Source organism: Clostridium sp. HBUAS56010 (assembly GCF_007115105.1).
Classification (GTDB): Bacteria; Bacillota; Clostridia; order Lachnospirales; family Lachnospiraceae; genus Lacrimispora.
On the sequence record NZ_SULJ01000005.1, the window covers coordinates 1 to 21,660 of the forward strand.

Annotated in this window: 26 protein-coding genes; 1 reads left to right on the top strand and 25 read right to left on the bottom strand. The window is 45.1% G+C overall.

Annotated features, from left to right (window positions below):
- Window positions 1-354: 354 nt before the first annotated feature.
- The 20 genes from FAY33_RS09390 to FAY33_RS09480 form a co-directional block, all read right to left on the bottom strand.
- Entirely contained in the window at window positions 355-792 is a 438-nt protein-coding gene (locus FAY33_RS09390) for a hypothetical protein (protein ID WP_143320973.1), read from the bottom strand.
- An 81-nt stretch (window positions 793-873) separates the two neighbouring features.
- Window positions 874-2,070: a hypothetical protein gene (locus FAY33_RS19895; RefSeq protein ID WP_243126671.1), complete on the bottom strand. Its 1,197-nt coding sequence runs from the start codon at window positions 2,068-2,070 to the stop codon at window positions 874-876.
- A gap of 350 nt (window positions 2,071-2,420) precedes the next feature.
- Window positions 2,421-2,798: a hypothetical protein gene (locus tag FAY33_RS09400; protein WP_143320974.1), complete on the bottom strand. Its 378-nt coding sequence runs from the start codon at window positions 2,796-2,798 to the stop codon at window positions 2,421-2,423.
- A 15-nt stretch (window positions 2,799-2,813) separates the two neighbouring features.
- Entirely contained in the window at window positions 2,814-3,473 is a 660-nt protein-coding gene (locus tag FAY33_RS09405) for a major tail protein (protein ID WP_143320975.1), read from the bottom strand.
- A gap of 3 nt (window positions 3,474-3,476) precedes the next feature.
- Window positions 3,477-3,794, bottom strand: a complete 318-nt coding sequence (locus FAY33_RS09410) for a hypothetical protein (RefSeq protein ID WP_143320976.1) — start codon at window positions 3,792-3,794, stop codon at window positions 3,477-3,479.
- The gene (locus FAY33_RS09415) at window positions 3,791-4,174 is read right to left on the bottom strand and encodes an HK97 gp10 family phage protein (RefSeq protein WP_143320977.1); all 384 of its coding nucleotides are present in this window, start codon (window positions 4,172-4,174) and stop codon (window positions 3,791-3,793) included. Before FAY33_RS09415 ends, FAY33_RS09410 begins: the two co-directional genes overlap by 4 nt.
- Window positions 4,175-4,177: 3 nt before the next feature.
- A complete protein-coding gene (locus tag FAY33_RS09420) occupies window positions 4,178-4,510 on the bottom strand; it encodes a phage head closure protein (protein ID WP_143320978.1) in 333 nt (110 codons plus the stop codon).
- On the bottom strand, window positions 4,510-4,785 hold the full coding sequence (locus FAY33_RS09425) for a head-tail connector protein (RefSeq protein WP_143320979.1): 276 nt from the start codon (window positions 4,783-4,785) through the stop codon (window positions 4,510-4,512). The genes FAY33_RS09420 and FAY33_RS09425 overlap by 1 nt, the downstream gene beginning before the upstream one ends.
- A 60-nt stretch (window positions 4,786-4,845) precedes the next feature.
- A complete protein-coding gene (locus FAY33_RS09430; RefSeq protein WP_143320980.1) occupies window positions 4,846-6,054 on the bottom strand; it encodes a phage major capsid protein in 1,209 nt (402 codons plus the stop codon).
- A 13-nt stretch (window positions 6,055-6,067) separates the two neighbouring features.
- Window positions 6,068-6,775, bottom strand: a complete 708-nt coding sequence (locus FAY33_RS09435) for a head maturation protease, ClpP-related (RefSeq protein ID WP_143320981.1) — start codon at window positions 6,773-6,775, stop codon at window positions 6,068-6,070.
- Window positions 6,776-6,833: 58 nt separating this feature from the next.
- Window positions 6,834-8,099: a phage portal protein gene (locus FAY33_RS09440; RefSeq protein ID WP_143320982.1), complete on the bottom strand. Its 1,266-nt coding sequence runs from the start codon at window positions 8,097-8,099 to the stop codon at window positions 6,834-6,836.
- 104 nt (window positions 8,100-8,203) lie between these two features.
- Window positions 8,204-8,926 (bottom strand): hypothetical protein, encoded by a 723-nt coding sequence (locus FAY33_RS09445; protein ID WP_143320983.1) that lies wholly within the window; start codon window positions 8,924-8,926, stop codon window positions 8,204-8,206.
- Window positions 8,927-9,126: 200 nt separating this feature from the next.
- Entirely contained in the window at window positions 9,127-10,677 is a 1,551-nt protein-coding gene (locus FAY33_RS09450) for a terminase TerL endonuclease subunit (RefSeq protein WP_143320984.1), read from the bottom strand.
- Window positions 10,677-11,156, bottom strand: a complete 480-nt coding sequence (locus FAY33_RS09455; RefSeq protein ID WP_143320985.1) for a phage terminase small subunit P27 family — start codon at window positions 11,154-11,156, stop codon at window positions 10,677-10,679. The genes FAY33_RS09450 and FAY33_RS09455 overlap by 1 nt, the downstream gene beginning before the upstream one ends.
- Window positions 11,157-11,238: 82 nt before the next feature.
- Complete coding sequence (locus tag FAY33_RS09460) at window positions 11,239-11,673, bottom strand: gamma-glutamylcyclotransferase family protein (RefSeq protein WP_143320986.1); 435 nt, start codon at window positions 11,671-11,673, stop codon at window positions 11,239-11,241.
- Between the two features lie 88 nt (window positions 11,674-11,761).
- Window positions 11,762-12,655, bottom strand: coding sequence for an amidoligase family protein (locus FAY33_RS09465; protein ID WP_143320987.1), 894 nt, complete (start codon window positions 12,653-12,655; stop codon window positions 11,762-11,764).
- Between the two features lie 221 nt (window positions 12,656-12,876).
- On the bottom strand, window positions 12,877-13,782 hold the full coding sequence (locus FAY33_RS09470) for a hypothetical protein (protein ID WP_143320988.1): 906 nt from the start codon (window positions 13,780-13,782) through the stop codon (window positions 12,877-12,879).
- Between the two features lie 41 nt (window positions 13,783-13,823).
- On the bottom strand, window positions 13,824-13,946 hold the full coding sequence (locus FAY33_RS20070) for a hypothetical protein (protein ID WP_279231857.1): 123 nt from the start codon (window positions 13,944-13,946) through the stop codon (window positions 13,824-13,826).
- Between the two features lie 13 nt (window positions 13,947-13,959).
- The gene (locus FAY33_RS09475) at window positions 13,960-15,186 is read right to left on the bottom strand and encodes a site-specific DNA-methyltransferase (protein WP_143320989.1); all 1,227 of its coding nucleotides are present in this window, start codon (window positions 15,184-15,186) and stop codon (window positions 13,960-13,962) included.
- Entirely contained in the window at window positions 15,167-15,616 is a 450-nt protein-coding gene (locus FAY33_RS09480) for an RNA polymerase subunit sigma-70 (protein ID WP_143320990.1), read from the bottom strand. Before FAY33_RS09480 ends, FAY33_RS09475 begins: the two co-directional genes overlap by 20 nt.
- Window positions 15,617-16,003: 387 nt before the next feature.
- On the opposite strand from FAY33_RS09480, the gene FAY33_RS09485 reads away from it, so the two are divergent.
- Window positions 16,004-16,240, top strand: a complete 237-nt coding sequence (locus FAY33_RS09485; RefSeq protein ID WP_143320991.1) for a SymE family type I addiction module toxin — start codon at window positions 16,004-16,006, stop codon at window positions 16,238-16,240.
- Window positions 16,241-16,392: 152 nt separating this feature from the next.
- Here FAY33_RS09485 and FAY33_RS09490 read toward each other — a convergent pair whose 3' ends face one another.
- The 5 genes from FAY33_RS09490 to FAY33_RS09510 form a co-directional block, all read right to left on the bottom strand.
- On the bottom strand, window positions 16,393-16,746 hold the full coding sequence (locus tag FAY33_RS09490; protein ID WP_143320992.1) for an HNH endonuclease signature motif containing protein: 354 nt from the start codon (window positions 16,744-16,746) through the stop codon (window positions 16,393-16,395).
- 184 nt (window positions 16,747-16,930) lie between these two features.
- Window positions 16,931-17,416, bottom strand: a complete 486-nt coding sequence (locus tag FAY33_RS09495) for a hypothetical protein (protein WP_143320993.1) — start codon at window positions 17,414-17,416, stop codon at window positions 16,931-16,933.
- Window positions 17,394-18,761 (bottom strand): DEAD/DEAH box helicase, encoded by a 1,368-nt coding sequence (locus FAY33_RS09500; protein WP_143320994.1) that lies wholly within the window; start codon window positions 18,759-18,761, stop codon window positions 17,394-17,396. The genes FAY33_RS09495 and FAY33_RS09500 overlap by 23 nt, the downstream gene beginning before the upstream one ends.
- On the bottom strand, window positions 18,742-19,026 hold the full coding sequence (locus FAY33_RS09505) for a VRR-NUC domain-containing protein (RefSeq protein ID WP_143320995.1): 285 nt from the start codon (window positions 19,024-19,026) through the stop codon (window positions 18,742-18,744). Before FAY33_RS09505 ends, FAY33_RS09500 begins: the two co-directional genes overlap by 20 nt.
- A 250-nt stretch (window positions 19,027-19,276) precedes the next feature.
- Window positions 19,277-21,658: a virulence-associated E family protein gene (locus FAY33_RS09510; RefSeq protein WP_143320996.1), complete on the bottom strand. Its 2,382-nt coding sequence runs from the start codon at window positions 21,656-21,658 to the stop codon at window positions 19,277-19,279.
- Between the last annotated feature and the right edge of the window lie 2 nt (window positions 21,659-21,660).

Consider the following 21,660-nt stretch of genomic DNA (forward strand, 5'->3'; position numbering starts at 1 on the left):
GTGGTGACTTTATTTTACCAAACGGCTATAGACCATGTCTATTTTTTATGAAACTAAATTTGCGAAATTAATTATACGTCATCCCCTTTAATGCAGTTGTAAGTTTGGTGGTATCTCCACCGATTTCCACCGTAATCCCCTGTATGCGGTTGGCCATTGGATACCCCTCCCTTACGTTTGAACAGAAAAAAAGAGCCCGTTAAGGCTCACCATTCATAGAAAAGACACCTGCCATTTCTGACAGATGCCTATGTAAAATTATTGTTTATAATCAAAGTAATTTATTAAATAATCACTATGCTTATATCTATTTATATCACCAATCCCCTTTACAACTTATGATTTTTCAATGCACTAACCATTGCACGAACAGTTCGCTTGTTTTTGTCTAAAATATTTTTGTATATTTTCAGGAAGGGTATGCACATATCCATCATGTACTAATTCTGCATCACCTACCTCATTGAATATGTAGTCTATAGTTTGTTCGTTTTGTGAATCCATAATATTAATTACTAGTTGTTCAGAAGTACACCGTTCAAGCCCCATATAACTGCTCTTACGTGGATATTCTAAACTGTCATCATCTTTATCTATTATTGCAATATATCTTCCATACTTTAAGCAATCATAAATAAAATTTATTGGAACACAGTATAATATATCATATCCATTTTTTGACACTGTTATTTGCCCTATGCAGTACACATGATTTTTTTCATTCTGTCTCTTTTGAAACTCAGAGACACTGTTTGCAATTTGAGATTCTTCAATACATTTTGCATATATCATAATATCATCTCCAACTTATAACTTTCTATTTAGTAAACAATTCATTTCATATATTTAGAATTTATAAACCATAATAAACACTTATATTTTTTCTAACATTTCATTAAATAGAATTTCATATCGGGGAGCCAAAGAAACTAATGTGAGTTTATACCATAACTCTTCGCTCATATCTATATTTTCTATGCACCATATTTTATAATGCTCATTCTTTGTTTCAGTATAGTAGTCAATAGAAACATCTGAATTGGAATACCCATTATGTTTTTGCTTATATTTTTCTGTACTATACTCATTTTTTATAAAATCAATATGTCTAAAAGCTTTTCGATTTGGGTAATATTTCCCATGAACAAAAGTTGTTAATACAAACTTAGGTTTATAAGATTCCGCAATTTTTGGGAGTTGCTCTACCTCAATATGCCAAAACTCTTCATCAAGAACAGTATCATAATCCTTCTTAATAACCATTAATAATTTGTTATATGTTTCAAGATCATAATGAACAATAATACTCTTTGCTCTTTCTAATCTTGTTTCCGAAAAAATAAATGATGGTCCATAGAATTTTTCAAAAAATTCATAATGACAAATATCTGCTTTATCAACATCGATTGCTAATCGTTCATCTAATCGAAAAAATAGGTCAGCTTTACTTATATCAACGCCATCTTGCATAATTCTGAAAACAGCAGGAATTGGTTCCCCTGCATGGAGTGGCTTTCTATTGATATATATATTATAAAGATAATATTTGTTATCAAAAATAAAACCACTCTGCCGAAAATCAATATTATCTACCTTAGTTAATTGATAATCATTTGTTGGATAAACAAACTTTTCTTCTGTAACAATAATATTAAAGTCCCACTGAGTGTACCTGTTCCCATCTAATACATAACAAACTAAGGCACACGCTAGTATTTCGTCGTCAATGTGCATATCTTTAGATAATGATGTCTGTTTTGTGACAATATTATATCTTTGCATATCATCTAATTTAATTGGAACAGCATAAACAAGAATAGCCTGTGCTACAAATAAATATGATGGGTTTGAAATGTCATTCGCCAAGTATTGTAGAATGGTCTCTTGAGATATTCCACTTTTTTCTATAAGTTGTTTTGTTTCATTTACCAACGGCTTGAGGTAATTTTGAGTTCCATTCCATTTTATTCCTCCAAAATGTCTAAATAACGGAAACGTCAAATGAAAAGTATAATAGCTTATGTTATGATATATATCTAGTGATAATATTTCCATTAATAATTCATCCATATATACAAGAAATCTCCTTTACAATTTGAGTTGTAATATTAGTTTTAACTTTTCACTGATTATACCTTTTATCTGAAAATGATATAATCTTCAGTTTCATTTATTCATACAAATTTCTATTTCCCACTGACTTCAAAAACCGCTTTCTGCTACCAGTATAGCAGGAAACGGCGGCTCTATCAACGCAAATCAGAACTTATCCATATCCTCCTGAGTTGCGAGCTGGGCATACTTACATTCATCATTCCTACTCTCCGCATACATGTCATTAATCAGCCCAATGGAAAGTTGTTCCAAATCTTGCATAGTAAGTCCCAGCTGCACACACCGCAAGAGGAACAGTGGCGTTGTCATTTCGCGCTCTGTTGGGCGAAGTTTTTTTTAGCCTCCACATCTGTCTGCACATTCAATCCCCACAGCTCTATCAGCTTAGGAAGCACCTGGTAAATGGAAAATGTATTAAATCCATCCAGCCATTCCTCCGGCGTGTCGGGAATGGAACCCTCTGCATGTTTCGCCATCACAAATGCAATGTTCTCAAACATCTCCAAGGAAAACAGGTCAAGCCCTGACTCCCCTTCTTCTGAACCATTCACGCTCTGCTCCAACGCCCGCAAATCCTTATAAATATCCCTCTGGAACTTCAAGCGGTAAATCCGCGGAATCGCCGCTGACGCCTTAAACAATACACCCTTGCCGTCAATCTCAATTGTCCTGGTAATACTCATGTCCTTTCCTGCCTCCTATGATTTTTTCGTATCTGATTCTTTCTCTGCTATCACAGCCGCTGTCTTACTTATGGTCTGCGCTGAAAGAGCAGATGCCTGTGCCGCTTGCACCGCTGGAGTACTGGCGGGCATATACACCGCCTCATACCACTTATCGTATACAGCCTGAGTGGTGGCATCCCCGGTCTTTGCCTTCACATAACCGCTTGCCAATGGCCTTGCTTTAATGGTCAGCGTTTCTGTCTGCACTTCCTTTGATTCCTCATTGGTCTTTGACTCAATCTTCGGCCTGGATGCAGAACAGTTATATAGCACATGACGGATTTTCTTCACGTCCCCATCAAACTCAAAGAGCAGAGCAAAGCTGCCTGTTTCCGAATTGCAGTTTTCTACCAGCACCTTGTTGGCATCTGCTTCTTCCTTTAAAATGTCCGTGCGGAAGGACTCCGGAATCATAGCAAGCTCCAGATCCCCGTCATATCCCATATTGTTATTGATAATGTAATACTCAATGCCATCCGCATAAAAGGATTCCGGCTCTCCATTGGGATCCAGGCTGATGGACACCGCTCCCGGAAGTGCCACCGGAGTCCCAAAGGTACTCTCCCCATTTTCTCCTGCCTTAATTGGTGCATAATGGGCATTGCACAGATTGAACTTCACTTTATTTCCCATTCATTAAACCTCCATTTCATACAGTACCTCGTACAGATTTTCTGACTCAATCCATACTTCGCTTTTCCCATAAAAAATGCCATGCATGGTAAGCACAGCCTCGACCTTTTCTTCCAGTTCTATGGATTTCTCATCGGTATACAGTTCCAGATGCAATCGGTTCACTTTGAAATAAGTGATCCCGTCCGCCGCAAAATTGTTCGCGCCCGGATAAAGAAAGACTAAAAAGGGCGTCTCCGGGGACTGTCCCTCCACGAAATGGTCATAGGCAAAGGGCAGTCCTGTTTCCTCTGCCATTTCCACTACCTGTTCATGGTTCATCCCGAAAGCCCCCTTTCGATTCTGGAAACCAGTTCTTCTGCTCCTCTCTGTTCCGCCGGAGCAATATGTGGAATGGCAGCCACCCGTCCGCCTCCCCGTTTCGCATGTCCGTGTTCCAGAAGATGTGCAATCTGATACCGGTCACGGCTGTGCACCACCATGGTGAGGGAATTAGAATTCTCCTTCTCCTTCCTCGCCGCCCAGCTTTTCTTATACTTTCCGGTACGCACCGGGGCATTTTCCTGTATTTCTCTCTTCACAGACTTACTGATTTCTGTGACACACTCCTTCATTACTTCATTGGATAAATCTGCATACTCAGACATGGACTGTGCGATGGCATCTGCCATCTGGTCCACGCTCACCCTTCGCTCTGCCATATCCTACCTCTTTCCTTTCTCTGCCCGCAGCTTGATGGTTTTTTTCTGGTACTGCATGAAATCCACGAAGGTGATATTGTAAACTTCCCCTTTGAACATAATCCGGTATAAGGTGCTGTCCATGGATTCCAGTTCCCTGCAGTACCGCACAATAAAATAAAGGGAAGCCTCCTGGTTCACCTGTGCCGCCTCCCAGTATTCCCGGCCGGACAGGTTATTCACATAAGCGTGGCAGGAATAGTAATCTTCCCACACGTTCTTCTGGTTTCCGGTCTTATCCTTCGTGATATTATTTTTCTGGATAAGGATACTCTCCCGCCACTGCCCGATCTTCATCAGAACACTTCGTCCCTCTGCCCGAACAGTAGGCACTTCAGCATCAATGTCAACTCTCTGAAATCCGCCTGCTCCCGGTTCTCGTACAAGTAAGAAATGCCATACAGCACGGCCGTCTTCACCGGATCCGGCACTTCCTCCATCTCATCAAACGTCCGGTGTAAAATGTCACTGCACAGACTTTCTGATGTGGCACACAAGCTCAGCAGGAAATCATCCTCACCAATGCTGTCAATCCGTACATATTCCTTAATTTCTTCTAATGTGACTACCATCGATGCCTCCTTTCCACATAAAAAAAGACCTGCCCGCTAAAGCAAATCCTAAAAATTGATTCAGGCACCGCTTGCTGCCTTCATGGCCAGCACTTTCACTGCTTCCGGCAGGATCAATTTGCCGTCCACTCTCTGGCTTCCAAGGAAGCCAACCTGGCCGGTGGCTGCAAATAACTCATTCAGACGTTTAAAGGAACGTCCCTGTCTGTCGGCAATCCAGTAATACTTGAAATCACCAAAAGCAATGACTTTTCCCCCTGCCGCAATGGCCGGTACATAAGCAGACGTCACCACTGGACGGTTTAAAACCGTATCCGGCTGTCCTGCCTGCACGGAAGGCTGCCAGATATAGGTGCCGTTATTGTCCTTCAGCTTACGGAGTGCCTTAACCGTTGAATCGTTCATCACAAAAGTGGATTTCTTACGGTACGGACTTTTCACGGAATAGAACAGATCCATCACATCATCAAAAGTAATGTTTGCAGTAGCTGTTGTCACACCCTCAGAAGCTCCGCCTGTAGAATTGAAAATTCCAGTCGGTTTCCCCTTACCATCGCCCACAAAGAATGCTTCTTCCTCTTTCGCGCCGATTCTTCTTGAAAACTCATTAGAGATATAGGCTTCCATATTAAATACGCTGTCATTCAACAACTCATCAGAAACCTTAATCATGGTTGCCACCTTATAAGCCGCAATGGCTACCTGTCCGAAGGAATCATCAGACTCCGGAATCTGTCCTTCCTCATCTACCCAGGAAGCCTCTCCCTTCGTCGCCACAACCGGAATTTTCCGGTCACCGCTGGAAGTCTGGATTATGGTTGCCAGAGTACGGAACACATTTTCTTCCTCCAGTCCCTGCACCAGCGTCTGTTCAAACTCATCCGGCACTAAATACCCACCCTCGGAGTCCGTGCCAATCTGCAGTGCATTATTCACATCGTAGTAATTCTTCTTACGCATAGCATTCCAGAACTCCCTGCGGTATTCCATGCCTGCCCTGCCCGTCTTTTCTTCACCGGATGGATTCCCGTTTGGTTTGTTAGTAATCGGTGTACTGGTTGGCTTTGACAGTTCCAGATCAATGGCAGCCTGGCGTTCCAGACGCTCAATCTCTTTACCCAAGTTCACCACATCTGCCTCCATCTTTTCATACGCAGCAGTATCCTCCCTGCTAAGGCAGCCGTCCTCCCTGCGCTTCTCATCCAGGAATTTCTTCGCCGCTTCCCATGCCTTCGCTCTTTTCTCCCTTAATTCTAAAATCTGTTTCACGGATTCTTCCTCCTCAATGACTCAATAGATTCAAACGCTTTTCTAACTGTTCTACCGGAATTCCCTTCTTTTCCGGTTTCTTCGGGATTAACTTATCTAAAAGGGAATTGGCAACCGCCGCCCTGGAAAACATCATTCCTTCCAATTCCAGCTCATTTTCTTTCTCCCTATTTCCACTTTTGTCCTCTATAATCTCATCTGCAAATCCAAGTTCCACTGCCTTCCTAGCATTGAACCAACTCTCAGCATCCATCAGATGGGAAATCTTTGTCCGGTTCAGTCCGGTCTTGATTTCATAGGCGTTCATAATGCTTTCCTTCACCTCGTCCAGCATAGCTCCGGCTTTCTTCATCTCCTCCGAATCCCCGATGGCAACCGTCATGGGGTTGTGGATCATCATCATGGCAACCGGGGACATCTGTACCGTAGTTCCTGCCATAGCAATGACCGAGGCCGCCGAAGCTGCCAGGGCATCCACCTTCACGGTCACATTTCCCTTGTAGTCCATCAGCATGTTATAAATCTGTGCTGCTGCAAACACATCTCCACCCGGAGAATTAATCCAAACCGTAATATCACCGTTGCCGGATACCAGTTCACTGCGAAACAGTTCCGGTGTCACTTCATCGCCATACCAAGTTTCGTCTGAAATCTCCCCGTCCAGGTACAGTGTCCTTCCTTCGTCCTCATTCTTCACCCAGTTCCAAAACTTCCGTTTCACCCGTATTCCTCACTTTCTTACATACAAAAAGGGAACCTGACCCAGCAGCCTCATACCGCTAAGTTGGTTCCTCTTCTTTTTCTATGCCGTTTCCGGCAAACAGCCCGGCATCCTTTAACTTTGTCATATTCCCGTTTATCAGATAGAGGTTTCCTCCTTCCTCCTCCGGTATCAGGTTTAAATCCTCCAGTTCCCGGATATCGTTGGCTGACATCCAGCCGTTCTGCCTTGCTGTGGCATAACCGGTCATTCGGCTCTGATAATCCCCACGGAGTAGTCCGTCCACATTTAATTTAATGAAGTATTCCTTCTTCTCTTCCGGCAGTAATAGTGCCTTCTGCAAGGACTGTTCCCAGCGGATTACCCATGGGTTCAGGGTATACTTCACGAACTCCAAAGACTGCTGCTCTATATTGGAAAAGCTGGACTTTTCCAAATCCCCTACCATGTGGGGCGGAATCCGGTACAACCGGGCAATCTCATTAATCTGGAACTTCCTGGTTTCCAGAAACTGTGCTTCCTCCGGTGGAATACCAATCTGCTGGTATTTCATCCCTTCCTCCAGCACTGCAATCTTATGGGCATTATTGGTACCACGGTAGACCGCATTCCAGCTTTCGCGAACCTTTCCGGGGTCTTTCAACACTCCAGGATGCTCCAATACGCCGCCGGGATTTGCCCCATTGGCAAAGAAACTTGCTCCGTACTCTTCGCAGGCCTGTGTCATGCCCACAGCATTCTTCGCCATGGCAATAGGTGAATAGCCCACAAGTCCATCAAAACCAAGCCCTGGGATATGCAGAACATCCTGCCGCCGAAGATAAATCTGTCCGTAAGTGCTAAAGTTCGGGTTTTCTTCCGAATCTCTGGAATAAATATAGAAAATCTCACCATTGTCTGCCCTGTCCACCTGCATCTTGTTAGGCAGGAGCGGATATAAACCAAGAACCCGTCCCGCTCCATCCCGGATAATCTGTGCATAAGCATTTCCCCAAATCAGCAGATGGCTCATCAGCGTTTCACGGAACACGAAAGAAGTCATTTCCTCATTCGGCTCATCGTGCAGGATAGGATAAAGCGGATGGTCAGCCACCCGCTCCTTCCCCTTGTCCGTATATTGATAGATGTGTAGCGGAAGTGAAGCCACTGCCTCTGCCAGAATCCGTACACAGGAATACACTGCTGTGGTCTTCATCGCCGTCCGTTCATTGACTGGCTTGCCGCTGGTGCTTCTTCCAAATAAAAAGGATAAGGCAGAACCTGCATAAGAGTTCCTTGGCTTATCCCTTGCTCCCCGTATTCCAAAGATCGAACCAAACCCCATTAGATATTTCCCTCCTTAGAAATGCTAGAAAAAAGCACCTCAGAAGAGATGCCTCATAATTTGTACTCTGTTTATTCATAACGAAACAACCTGAATCAATAAAATTAAATATTATTTAGATATACATATCCAAAATGAAACTGCCCTTTTGAAATAGCCGCTTTTACGCTATTGCCATTGCTCCGAAAACTAAGCATATCAGCACTAATTTCTTTTTCCTCTTGAATATTTGATATTTTAATCCAGATCTTGGCAGTTTCTTCTGGTCCAAATTCTTCTGGGATTGCTGAAGTATCACCAGGGCAAGCAATTTTTTCTCGACTTGACACAATTTCTTCGACAACCGCTGAATATTTAACATCATTTAATCCGACTACTGCAAATAATATTCTTACCGTATCACCGTTTTTAATCATTTTGTTATAATAAGCAACTTTATCTTTATTCATTCCAAAATGCAAAGACTGCGTGCTGAACCAAGTATAACCTAAACCATTTTCCTGCGAGTTATTCAGATAAGCCTCCATTGTTCCTTCCCCATCTAACTCATTACCATATATATCACTAGAAAAACTTAGTTTCATAAAAATATAATCATTTATTTCTGTTTTATCAGCACTTTGTAAAATCATTTCCTTTGCAATATCAATATTCATTGCTTTTTTCTTTAAATTAAGATACAGATTTTCATCTTGACTAATCATATAAATTTCCAACATATCTGTGAGTGCATCTGTTTTCTTAATACCTTTAGTAACTAAAAACTCATCGAAAATCTTCTGTGTTTTCTCTTCTGCATAAATTGACATATACCCTGGTCTTCCCATATTCTTTCCCTCCTAAAATTGTACCGCAAATCTGGTATCTACTTTTGATAAGAATAATATAGCACCGCCAAAAACATATGTCAATATAATTGTACCGCTATTTTCGTATTGATTTCTTAAATTTTATTGAAACCTGCATTTCATTTTCTTATAGAATAAAAAATAAAAATACTTTTTTAATAATGTCTGATAAAACAATATTAAAACACCAGAATCCCTCTGTCATCATATACACTACCTTCGTTATTTCCGTTGTTTCGGATTGCACGATCCAAAGCCATAATCGTTGCCACCGCACCATCAATCTTTTCCGTGGACTTCTCCTTATCCGGTTTGATATTCCCCGCCGGGTCCTGGCGGATAAAGATGTTATCCATCATCCAACGCAAAACCGGATGTCCGCCATGAGCCAGTTTCTTCTCCAGTGTCAGCTTCATCAGTTCCTTGCTGGGCGGTGACATATCCTTGAAACCCTGCCCGAATGGAATCACTGTGAATCCCAACCCTTCCAGGTTCTGTACCATCTGCACCGCTCCCCAGCGGTCAAAGGCAATCTCTTTAATATGAAACTTCTTTCCCAAATCGTCTATGAATCTCTCAATAAATCCATAATGTATCACATTCCCCTCCGTGGTTTTCAAGAATCCCTGCTGCTCCCACACATCATATGGTACATGGTCCCGGCGTACGCGTAGCCGCATGTTCTCCTCCGGTATCCAGAAATACGGCAGGATCATATATTTTTCTTCTTCTGTCCTCGGAGGGAATATCAGGACAAATGCTGTAATGTCAGTGGAGCTGGACAAATCCAGTCCCCCGTAACATTCCCTGCCAATCAATTCGACTTCATCGACTGCAAAATCACAGGCATCCCACTTCTCCATCTGCATCCACCGGGTAGACTGTTTCACCCACTGATTCAGACGGAGCTGCCGGAAAATGTTCTCCTCCGCCGGATTATCTTTAGCGCTCAGATAAGCGTTTCTGACTTTTTCTATATCAATGGTGTATCCAAGGGATGGGTTCGCCTGATACCAGACCTTTTCCAATGACCAGTCTGCGTCATCCTTCGCCCCGTAAATCACAGGATAGTACGCAGGGTCTATCTTTCTCCCAAGTATAATATCCTCTGCCTTCTGGTGCTGTTCAAAACACACCGAGTTCCGGTCATTTCCTGCCGTTGTAATCAGAAAGAACAACGGCTGTGTTCTGGCATCACCGGATCCCTTCGTCATGACATCAAACAGTTCCCGGTTCGGCTGCGCATGTAATTCATCAAAAATAACCGCATGGATATTCAGACCGTGTTTCGTATAGGCTTCTGCGGAAAGAACCTGGTAAAAACTGTTGGTCGGCTTATATACCAGCCGCTTTACCGACATGACCGGCTTGATCCGTTTTTTTAGTGCCGGACACTGATCCACCATATCCACCGCTACATCAAACACAATGGATGCCTGCTGCCGGTCAGAGGCGCAGCCATAAACCTCCGCGCCCCATTCCCCGTCTCCGCAGGTCATATAAAGAGCAACAGCCGCTGCCAGTTCCGATTTTCCATTCTTCTTCGGGATCTCCACATAAGCGGTGTTATACTGGCGGTAACCATTATCTTTAACTGTACCGAACACCTCCCGGATAATAGTATCCTGCCAAGGCAGAAGCTCAAAGGGAACTCCCCTCCATCGGCCTTTAGTATGCTTCAGACAGTTGATAAAGTTGACCACATATTGCGCTTTTACCTCATCAAACATTACCGGCCACCGCCTTTATACAAGAGCAGTTCCATGGCATCGCATTCCTTATCCTCCCCATTCTCAGCCACAATGCGGCTTCTGGAGGAGGGGGTAAGTCCAAACTGCTCACAGAACCGGTTCATGATTTTCAGATAGGTCTGGGCAATGGAAACCTGCGGCACCTGCTGCCAATAACCGGAAGGTGTTTTCACAATGGTTCCATGCTGCGTAATAAATCCCTCTGCCTCTTTCCACCGTGCATATGCCTGACAGTACCCGGCAAAAGCCGCCATATCAATCTCAGTGAGGATGCCAAGCTGCTCCATCTGCTTTGCCATACGCTTCCATTCCTTTTTCGCTTCCTCTTCCAGCCAGACCGGACAGCGTGGAGCCTTCTTCTCCGGCTTTGGCTCCTGCGTGTTTAAACTCCGCTTTCCCGGATTTCCTTCCAGAACTTTTACCGCCGTAGGTTTTGGTTTTCTGCCGCTCTGTGCCATCTGCTCCACCTCCCCTCTGTGTTTCCGGCAAAGGAAAAGAGCCTCCGAAGAAGCTCTGATTCCTTGATTCATCAGCTTATTTTTATGAACAGCTTTCCTCTAAAGCTCGTTTTAATATAAAGTCATCAAATCCATATTTTATATAAGACCTCTCCAGAATCCCGTAATAATTGTAACTCGGTTTATTTTGCGGGTTTCTCTCATCCATGATGTAAACCATCGCGTTATGAGTCTCCCCATTTACAAGAACCGGCAGTTCCTTTTTGTAATAAAACTTTGGATATCCCTCATAACGGTCCAGTCTCCGTTCATCTTCTCCGTTGATTTCCCAAACCAGAACCGGAATGTGACTCCCTTCCTCCGGTTCAATCGTAGCATAGGCACAATCCTTAACGCCTTTGAACAGCAACCGGTGGTTTTCCACCACTGCTGTACCAACAACTTTTGCATCCGGGCACCTGTGTTCCATCTGTTCCTCATCGATGTTACTTCCATAAGCAATATACAGTTTCGTCATATAGCATCTTCCTTTCCTTTTTATAGTGAATTCCCCCTCCTGTCACCCCAAGAGCGCTCAAGCCACCACTTGGGGGAAGGTTATGTACTTATGCCCCGTGTCTCCAGGCTGAGTTTCCATCGAGATGTTTTAAGAAATGCAGCCTGCAGGTTTTAAATTCGTCTCCAATGAGTCCAAGCCGAAGCATCCAGCACCGGAATGCATATTTCTCGTTGTCGGTAACCGTCCGTCTTGGAGATGCTGATTTCTGTGCCAGTGCCTGGTGGCTGACCGCCAGACAGAACTGAATGTATGCCTTAACCTCCCCGGCATGAGTGGTGCTGTTGAAAAGCCTAAACTCCACCGTTCCCTTAGTGAAGGTGGCATGCAGGTTCAGTCCATGGTAGCGGGTAGAATTATAATGCTTATTCCGGTTGCTGTTGGGGTCTTCCGCATACCAAAGATCCTTAAGCTCTGCCATCGTCTTCGGCTTTTTCTTGTTAATAGTTTCAATCAGCTTCTCATTCACTTTTTTGCAGTAGGAAAGCCTCCTTGGGTCAATCTGCAGGGCTTTGTAGAGAATATCCTCTTTGCTGGCAATGATGTTCACCATATTCCTCAATGTCTGCGGGGTGTACCGGCTGGCATCCACATGAATGTGAATCCCGCATTTCTCGCTGGCAAATGCCCCTTTGTGACGGAGCTGCCGGATAATTTCTTGCAAATCCGGAATATCTTCGTAGGTAAGAATGGGACTGACAATCTCTGTTTTGTAAGTGTCATCCGCACTTTCGATTTTCCCCAGCACCCTCTTCTTTGCCATGATGCTGGAATCGTAGGTAGCTTTCCAAATCCTGCCCTTCCGGTCTGTTACCTCGTAGGTCTCGTAATAGGTTCCTGCGTAGCAGCTTTCAGTCCCGAAATACTCTGCAATTACCGCCGCCGCTGCTTCCCTGGTAATCCCTGTTAGTTCAATCTCAATCCCGAATTTCTGTGTTTTCATATATTTATGCGCCTCCTGTGCTTTCTTCGTTTTTTCTGGTATCATATTGAGCAGGCTCAATAAGCGTAGTCTATTAATCACTCTGAAAGCACATTTTATCCAGTTAATCCGGCGCATAATGTACACAAAGATTTGGGTGGAATCTGCCCATCAATGGTGTGTTTTTACGGATTTCTTCTATATTAATAATAAGGCGGGAAACCATGTGTTTAAGCCGCTTTCTAAGGTTCTTCCTTCTCCTCTGCAATTCCGTTTTCTTCTGAAAGCAGTTGGTTTACCAAATCATTCATCAGGGCATCTCTTTCAGCTTCTGCCTGCTCTAAAACCTCCTGCTCCGCCTGTTTCCGGGCTTCTGCCCTCTGGCGGCTGCGTACCCTTGCCCTTTCAATATCCTCCGGGGTGCGGAAAGCAGAATGCCCTTTTAAATTGGCAAGCATCACCTTGCGTATCTTTTTCCCCTCTTCCCCGCCAAGACCCAGGCGTAAAAGCCAGATACGCATATAATACTTCTCGTTCTCTGCAATGGTTTCTGCCGGATTCACCCGCTTGCTGTCTAAGGCTGCCGCACACATACTCGATGCAAGTTTTGCATAAGCTCCCATGTCCTCCCCATTTTCAGAAAATGGAAATGCCTCAAACACAATCTCGTCCTCTGTAAAATAAAAGCCTTTGTTCCGCTCATTCCCTTTACAGGAATGGAGCAGTTCCAGGAATTCTCCTCTGCCCTCCGGCTCTGTCTCCTGCAGTTTTACAAGGAACTCACCATTTACCTGGAAAGCTTTTCTCCCAACGGCTTTGTTTAAAAGGTACTGTTTGCTGTGGATCATGAAGACCAGGTTCTTCAAACTCAGTCCCGTATGCTCTCCTATAGGAATATTAATCTCCAAACCCTCTGTCTCCTCTTCCCTTTCCAACAGTCCTCTATCCATTAGACCAACAAGAATCATTTCCTCCAGTTTCTCATCCCCGTCCGGGAGTTCCACCTCACCGGTCCGGTTCACAATGCATTTCCCAATCTGGTATCCGCAGCTTGGGACACCCAAGTACCGGGAATTCTCCCCTGTGATTTCACAGATTGCCTTGACAACGTCTTTTCTGTTTTCCGTGGTTGTTATAATTTTCTTCATAAGCCTTTACCTCCGTTTTTTTTGGTACTACATAAATCACTCTAAACGGGTGTAAAGTCAATGCAATTCTCCATCTTTCCAGATTGTTTTTCATCCTCCCGGAAACCACAGTTATCAACCGTTCCACAGGATTCAGGCAACATCATCGCCACTGCATAAAACACCGTGGTGATCACCTCATTCGCTTTTCAAATCCTCATATTTTATTTTCTGTCCGCTGCGGATGACAAAGACCTGCTCCGCTGAACCGGCCTGCTCCACATAACGGTTCACAATAACATCCACGAACTTCTCATCCAGTTCTGCCATATAGCAGATGCGATTGGTCTGTTCACAGGCAATCAGAGTAGAACCGGATCCTCCAAAGGGATCCAGAACGATACAGTTGCTCATGCAGGAGTTCTGGATCGGATATGCTACAAGCCCCACCGGTTTCATGGTCGGGTGATCCTTGGACTGTTTCGGCCGGTCAAACTCCCATATAGTGGTCTGCTTCCGGTCGGAATACCAGTTGTGTTTCCCGCCCTTTTTCCAGCCAAACAGAACCGGCTCATGCTGCCACTGGTAAGGGCTCCTTCCAAGGACTAGGCTCTGCTTTTTCCAGATGCAGGTACCTGACAGGTGAAATCCTGCTCCCTTGAATGCGCTGCGGAAATTTAATCCTTCCGTGTCGGCATGGAATACATAGATAGATGCGTCCCGCTCCATACTCGCTTCCATATTTACAAAAGCGGCAAAGAGGAACTGGTAAAACTTCTCTTCTTCCATGTGGTCATTCTGAATGCTCCCAGCAGTTCCCTCATAATTCACATTGTAAGGAGGATCAGTTACCACCAAGTTTGCCTTCTTCTCATCCATCAGCAAATCATAGGTTTCCGGCAAAGTGGAATCACCGCATACCAGACGGTGTCTGCCAAGTAGCCACACATCTCCCTGCTTTGCCACTGCCGGTTTCTGCAGCTCCGCATCTACATCAAAGTCATCTTCGGTGATATTTTTGTCATGTACCGTATTAAAAAGCTGTTCAATCTCCGGCGGCTCAAATCCGGTGAATGCCACATCGAAATCGGATTCCTGCAAATCCCAGATTAAGTCAGCCAGCAGTTCCTTATTCCATTCACCCGTAATTTTATTCAGAGCAATGTTGAGTGCTTTCTCCTTGGTCTTGTCAATCTCCACAACGATACAGTCGATTTCCTCATACCCTAAATCGGATAAAACTGTAACCCTCTGATGACCGCCAATTATGGTCAGGTCAGAATTGACAATGACCGGCTCGACATACCCAAACTCCTCAATGGAGCGTTTAATTTTCTCATATTCCTTATCCTCTGGCTTTAGCTGCTTCCTCGGATTGTAGGAAGCAGGTATCAGGTCTTTGATTTTAATTCTCCGAAATTCCATTCTCTTCTCCCCTCCAGAACCTGTCTTTGATGTAGCAATTGTGACAGCAATATTTCCGTTTTCGGTTTCCATAGGAAATAAACTCCCTGTCACAGTACGCACAGGTCATTGTGTATAATGCAGTATCCTTCTGCTCGGAAATCTCCGGGTGTACCCTCCACCATCTTCTCCGGCAGCTTTCCGAACAGAACTTCTTCGGACGCCCGGTGGCAGGCTGCTCTATTTCCTTTCCACAGTACAAGCAGGCTTTGCCCTGGGAAATCTGTTCCGATACATTCTTTTCCAAAGCTGTGGCGTATCCAGCCATTCCTTTGCTCCTGCAGTAATTTCGGACAATGTCACGGGACAGCCCTGCCTCCGTGGCAATCCTCCGGTAGCCTAAACCTTTCAGTCTCAGTTCCCGGATTCTGGTTTCCTGCACCTCTGTCATTTCCTTTCGCACCTCCTTACAGAAAACCGGGAAAAGCAGATAATTTCTGTCTTTTCTCGGCTTAAAAACATGGATTTTCGGTACTTTTTGGCAAAATCCCCTCCAAGCAATTCGGCGGAAATCCTATTTTTATGTATGATAAGGCACCTATTATCCTATCCCCCCTGACGGTTTCTACGAAAATTTACGTCTTGGGGGGCGGCGGTTTCCAGGGTGCGGGGTTCTGGAGATTCGGACTCCCCCTCCCCTTCTTCTCTCCCACAAATTCACAACCTGAACAATTATAACGGATAATATTTGTCTACGTTTCACTCCCAAATTAACTGGATAAATTGTTGTTTTAGATTTACTATGGCTCTACCAAAAGAAAGAAGGAGGAAATACTTTATGAAGACTAAGCAAATGAAAGTTCTCTATGCCAGCCGTTCAAGCTCCAAACGGTATATTGGCAGCAATACTTATACCTGCACACCAAAGATATCTATGGAAGGAAAGTGGCTGGAGGAATTGGGATTCCATATCGGGGACGCAATCCAGGTATTCTATGAGGACAACTGCATCCGCATCGCTCCCGCCATGGTATGTGAAGAACAGGCACAGTACGAAGCAGAGCCGGATAGATGAAAAAGAAGATATAACATTCAGATCTGAAAGTTCCCTTCTCATATCTCATTTCAAACCCCCTGCCCTTTTCACCTGTTCCCGATCCAAGATACTGCAAAAACAGAAAAACGTTCAGATGAAAAGCCCTGGGAACCTCCCAAGGCTTTTCTCTGTCAGTATTTGTATTCCTGATAACGGTCTTCCGTCATCGTCTTTCTATCATGGCAATTCTTACACAGCGCCTGCCAGTTGGACTCATCCCAGAACAATTCTTCATTTCCACGGTGCGGAATCATATGGTCCACAACGGTGGCTTTCACCAACTTCCCACGTTCCCGGCACCGGACACACAGCGGGTGTTCTTTCAGATACCTGCGCCTGGCTTTCCGCCAGCGTCCGTTATAACCTCTCTCTGATGCTCCGGCACGCTCTGTCTGATACAGATAGCTGTGTTCTTCACAATAGGCTGACTCTGTCAGATTCGGACATCCCGGATACCTGCAGGGCTTCTTCGGCTTTCTCGGCATCTGAATTCACTCCTTCCGTATGTAGTGGCAGGGTGAAAGGATAAGTCCCTGCCAGTGCAAAGGCGTGAAAAAAAGCCTCATGGAATTAAATCCACAAGACTCTTTACATTTCTTCGCAGCTTAATCATAGCACAGGATCCGGTAAACTTTCAATCAACTCATTGTCTACACTTAGTCTACCCATTCAGCTTAACAAATAGGAATCCGTCTGCTGCCCGCGCAGTTCATAAATTCGTTTTAGTTCCTCCACGGCTTTCTTCCTATACTTTCCAACCATAGCATGACTTACATTATATTTTATCATTAGCTCCTGCCAGCTTGCCTGTTCTATAATCATATCCCATATAATCTCAGGCAGACGCCCGCTCAGTTGGCGAATGGCATATTCCAGGAAATCCATTTCTTCTTTAATCTGTTTATAGCGTCCCATCAAAAAATCAAACCACTCATCATCCAGCCTTTCCTTTACCTGCCTGTAATCCATGGCGGTCATTCCTGTTTTATCGGAAGTACCGCTGGTCTGTACACGCTCACCCTGTGGATTTGAAAAGCACAGGCTCTCGATAACGTCCTCATATGGAATTCCCTGGAATCTGCCCAACTCAAATTCTAACAAGGCTAGATTACGTTTCCACTCCCGGTATTCTTTAAAGATTCTTTCCACATCCATCCCAGATACCTCCAATCCTGACCTTTACCGCATCCACCAGTGCAGACTGCCTGGTATTCTTTCGCTCTAAAGAAGCAAACACCTGCTCATCCATGGTACCTTTCGCTATCAGGTGATGAATCACCACCGTTTCTTTTTGTCCCTGTCTCCAAACCCTGGCATTCATCTGCTGATATAGTTCCAACGACCAGGTCAGTCCGAACCAGATCAGCGTAGAACCTCCTGCCTGCAAGTTCAGCCCATGCCCGGCAGATGCCGGATGAATCATAGCAAGTGGTATCTCACCGTTGTTCCATTTCTTAAAATCCTCCGAAGTGTCCAGTTCCACCGCCTGGAACCGTTCCCGTATCCGCTGCTTATTATGTTTATACCAGTAAGCTACAAGCACCGGCTTCCCATTTGCCGCTTCTAGCAAATCTTCTAAAACGTCCAGCTTTCGGTCATGGATATGCCGCACATCCCCGCTCTCATCATAGACTGCTCCGTTTGCCATTTGTAACAATTTATTAGAAAGTCCCGCCGCATTAACCGCATCCACATCCCCTCCTTCAAAAGGAAGAAGCATATCCTTTTCCAGTTTCCGGTATAGATCATACTCTTTCTCATTCAGGCTCACCTCCACCCGGTTATAAATACATTCCGGCATTTCCAGATAGTCCACCGCCTTCATGCTGATAGTGATGTCTGAAATCAATCCATAAATTTGTTCCTCTGCTCCATCTTTTGGCTTATAGGAATACACCATATCCCGGCTCCGCTTATCCGGCAGAAAGAACCGATCCCGGTACGTCCCGATAAATCGTCCAAGTCTCTGCCCCATGTCCAGAATGCCAATTTCCGCCCAAAGGTCAATCAGACCGTTTGGTGCGGGAGTTCCGGTCAAGCCCACAATCCGGTGTGCCTTCGCCCTTACTTTTCTAAGAGCTTTGAACCGCTTTGCCTTGTGGGATTTGAAGGAGGACAGCTCATCGATAATAATCATGTCAAAATCCCAGTTGCCCTGCCCTATCAGCCACTCAACATTCTCCCGGTTAATCACATACACATTTGCCTTCCGGTTTAATGCTGCTTTCCTCTCTTTATCCGAACCAAGAATAGGAGAAAGCAGCAATCCATCTAAATGATCCCACTTCTCATATTCCCCCGACCAGGTATCCCGTGCTACACGCAAAGGTGCGATTACAAGAACCCGCCTGACTTCAAAATAATCCAGCAACAGCTCCCAAAGGGCGGTCAGCGTAATTACGGTCTTCCCTAACCCCATGTCTAAAAGAAGCAGGCTCACCGGGTGTCCAATGATGAACTCCTTTGCATAATCCTGATATTCATGTGGATTGTATTTCATCCAGTACACCTCCAATCATTTCAGTTCTATCTATGCAGTAAACCGGAAAGCCCAGGGCTTCCAGTTGTATTCTCCTTTTCTCCTGTAGCGGACGCAGCTTTTTTCCGGGAGCCTTCAGCTCCACAAAAGCACATCTCCCACCCGGCAGCAGCACCAGACGGTCCGGCACCCCATCCAAACCTGGAGAGATGAATTTCACAGCCCTGCCGCCGCGCTTTTTTGTCTGCCGTTGCAACGCCATCTCTATCTGTCTTTCTTCTCCCATACTTTTCAACCTCCCTTCCAAATGTTCTGCTGCCGATTTGCTGTTCTTGCGTGTATATAATGTAAACACGCATTTGCACACATTTTCCTCTATCCTTTTTATCATTTCATAAATATAAGATGGTATCAGCAACAACAGCAACATATGCCCGCTAACGCTCATCATTACTGCCTATACGCCTGTTGCCCTTCTAACTCATTTAAGGCAGCTTTCCCGTCAACAGCAACCATTTTCCTTGTTGCCCATCTGGCTAATTGTTGCCTTTTGCTGCCGTAACATTTTCCTCCCGGCAATACCCTCTGACTACTCCATAAATCGGAAACCGGATTTTAGCATCCGACTTCCTCCAGCCATCTATATTTGCCATAATCGCCGTGATCTCATTGGCGTCCTGGCGCTTGAGGTTCGAGCGTTCTTTACCAAAGCACTCACACCATATTTCCATATTGCACACACGCTCCCGCTTTTTCACACCTCTTTCCCGCTGTTCCCCGAACTCAGAACCATTCACATAATTCCGGCGGTCATAAAGTTCCATGCTCTCCCAGTTCTCCGGCAGCAGTTTTTCCAGGTATTCCTTCACAATGCCTTCCCGCTCGTCAACCTCCATGGCAATCTGCTGCTCCTTGATTGCCATCTGTTCCGCCACTTTATCCAGACACAAGGACTCCCCTGCTTTGTAATATGACAATGCCTCCGCCCAAATCTGGTGGACGTCCTCCTCTGTCAATTCCCAGGATGACTTCGCTGCATCACCGGGTGTTTTCACCGGCCAGAATCTCCGGTTACCTGCGGTATCCCGAAGATATCCGTTCTCCGCATTCGTAGTTCCGATAAAGATACACTGCCTTGGATGCGGCGTTGCCCTGCGTCCAAAGGAGGCGCGGTAAATATCAATCTGCCTGGAAAGGAACCCACGAAGTGTTTCAATCTCCGTTTTCTTCAGACCGGCCAGCTCTCCGATTTCCAGAATCCAATAGCCCTGCAGTTTTTCCGCAGCGGTCTTATCTCTAGTGTCATTTAAAAGCAGAGAGTCATTGAACCACTCCCCGCTCAGCTTCGCAATCAGCGTAGACTTTCCTTTCCCCTGCGGACCGTTCAGTACCAGCATGGTGTCAAATTTACATCCTGGACTCATCACTCTGGCTATCGCACCGCATAACGACTTTCTGGTCACCGCACGCACATAGGCATTGTCAACCGCACCCAGGTAATCCACTAAGAGGGTATCTAACCTGGGTATTTTATCCCATTCCGGCAGGGAGCTTAAGAATTCTCTGACCGGATGATAGGATCGGTCATCCACCACCTTCGTCACAGCAATGTCATAGTTCCTTGCAGAGAAATTCCCATAGTTTAAATCTACATAGGAAACAAGCTGGGAATCATCCGCATCCCTCCAGAACTTTCCCGGATGTTCCCAAGGCACCTCCCCTTTAATCTCCATACCATCACTAAACTGGTTAAACACAATGGACTTCAGTTTTTCATCATGGTTCAAAATCAACAGGAGATTTTTCAGGTTGTTGACAAGCACGCCCTGGCGGTTGTATTCCAGTCCCAGCCTCCAATCTTTTTCCGCAGCAAACTCCCATTTCACTGACTGTTCCTTTTCTTCCAGAAGTTCTAGTTTTACCTTTTCATCAGATACGGCGAACTCGCTCATAGCCTTGAAGGACGGCAGCTTACTGGTCTCCGTATCTTCATCTGCCTTTTTATCCAGTACCCCGAATTTATGGATACGGACCATGTCAAAGGCATTCATAAGCTGACCGCAGGCCGGGTCTGTGGCATGATGGGAATAGGCGAACTTTCCCTCATAGATTACAACACCCGCCTGGGAATCTGCCGGAATGTAGTCATACCTTCCTGGTATCTGGCTTGCGGTGTAGGTGTCGGAAAGAAAGGCTTCGATGGCATCTTCAATGGAGTACGCCCGGCAAAATGCCCCGATGGTTCCTTCCTTAGTAAGAGGATCCGCCTGCTTTTTCATTTCCCGCTGTACAATGGTCTGCTGACGGCTGCTCACCGGCCACTGGGAAGAATCATGCCAGTTCTCATATTTCTGCAGAACAGTATTCGGATTCAGAATCTCACCTTCAATCTCCCGGAATATGAATTCTCCATCTGAGGAAGTGCTTGGCCAGTACATCAGCCGGGAAGGTTCATAGGTGGTATCATCAAACAACTCCATACCGATTTCTTCCGCTACTTTCCTTGCTACTGCCTGATATTCATCCGGTGTGACATTTCTGGACAGTGGAATCACCAGCCGGAGCCTTGGTTTCTCCTGGGTATGTTTATGTGTGGAATATAAGTAACAGTGAAAATCGTGGAACAGTTCAAGCTGGTCTGCAATGTCTTCTGAAGCATAATCCATATCCAAAGTCAGCCCGGAACGGAACACCACACACTCCTTCTTCCGCCGGCCGTCTTTCAGCTTCCCAAGCACAAAACCGCCCACATCTTTGATATCATCCTGTCTTGCCTTGGACAGTTTTCGGTACTGCTCTACTGTTTCCGAGGTGCGGATAGTTGCGGCAATCCGTTTCCTGAATTTCTCCAGTTCCATCTCCACGCCATTCCACTTTTTGTCTTTTCTGGAATTCCCCACTGAGACATACAACTTCATTT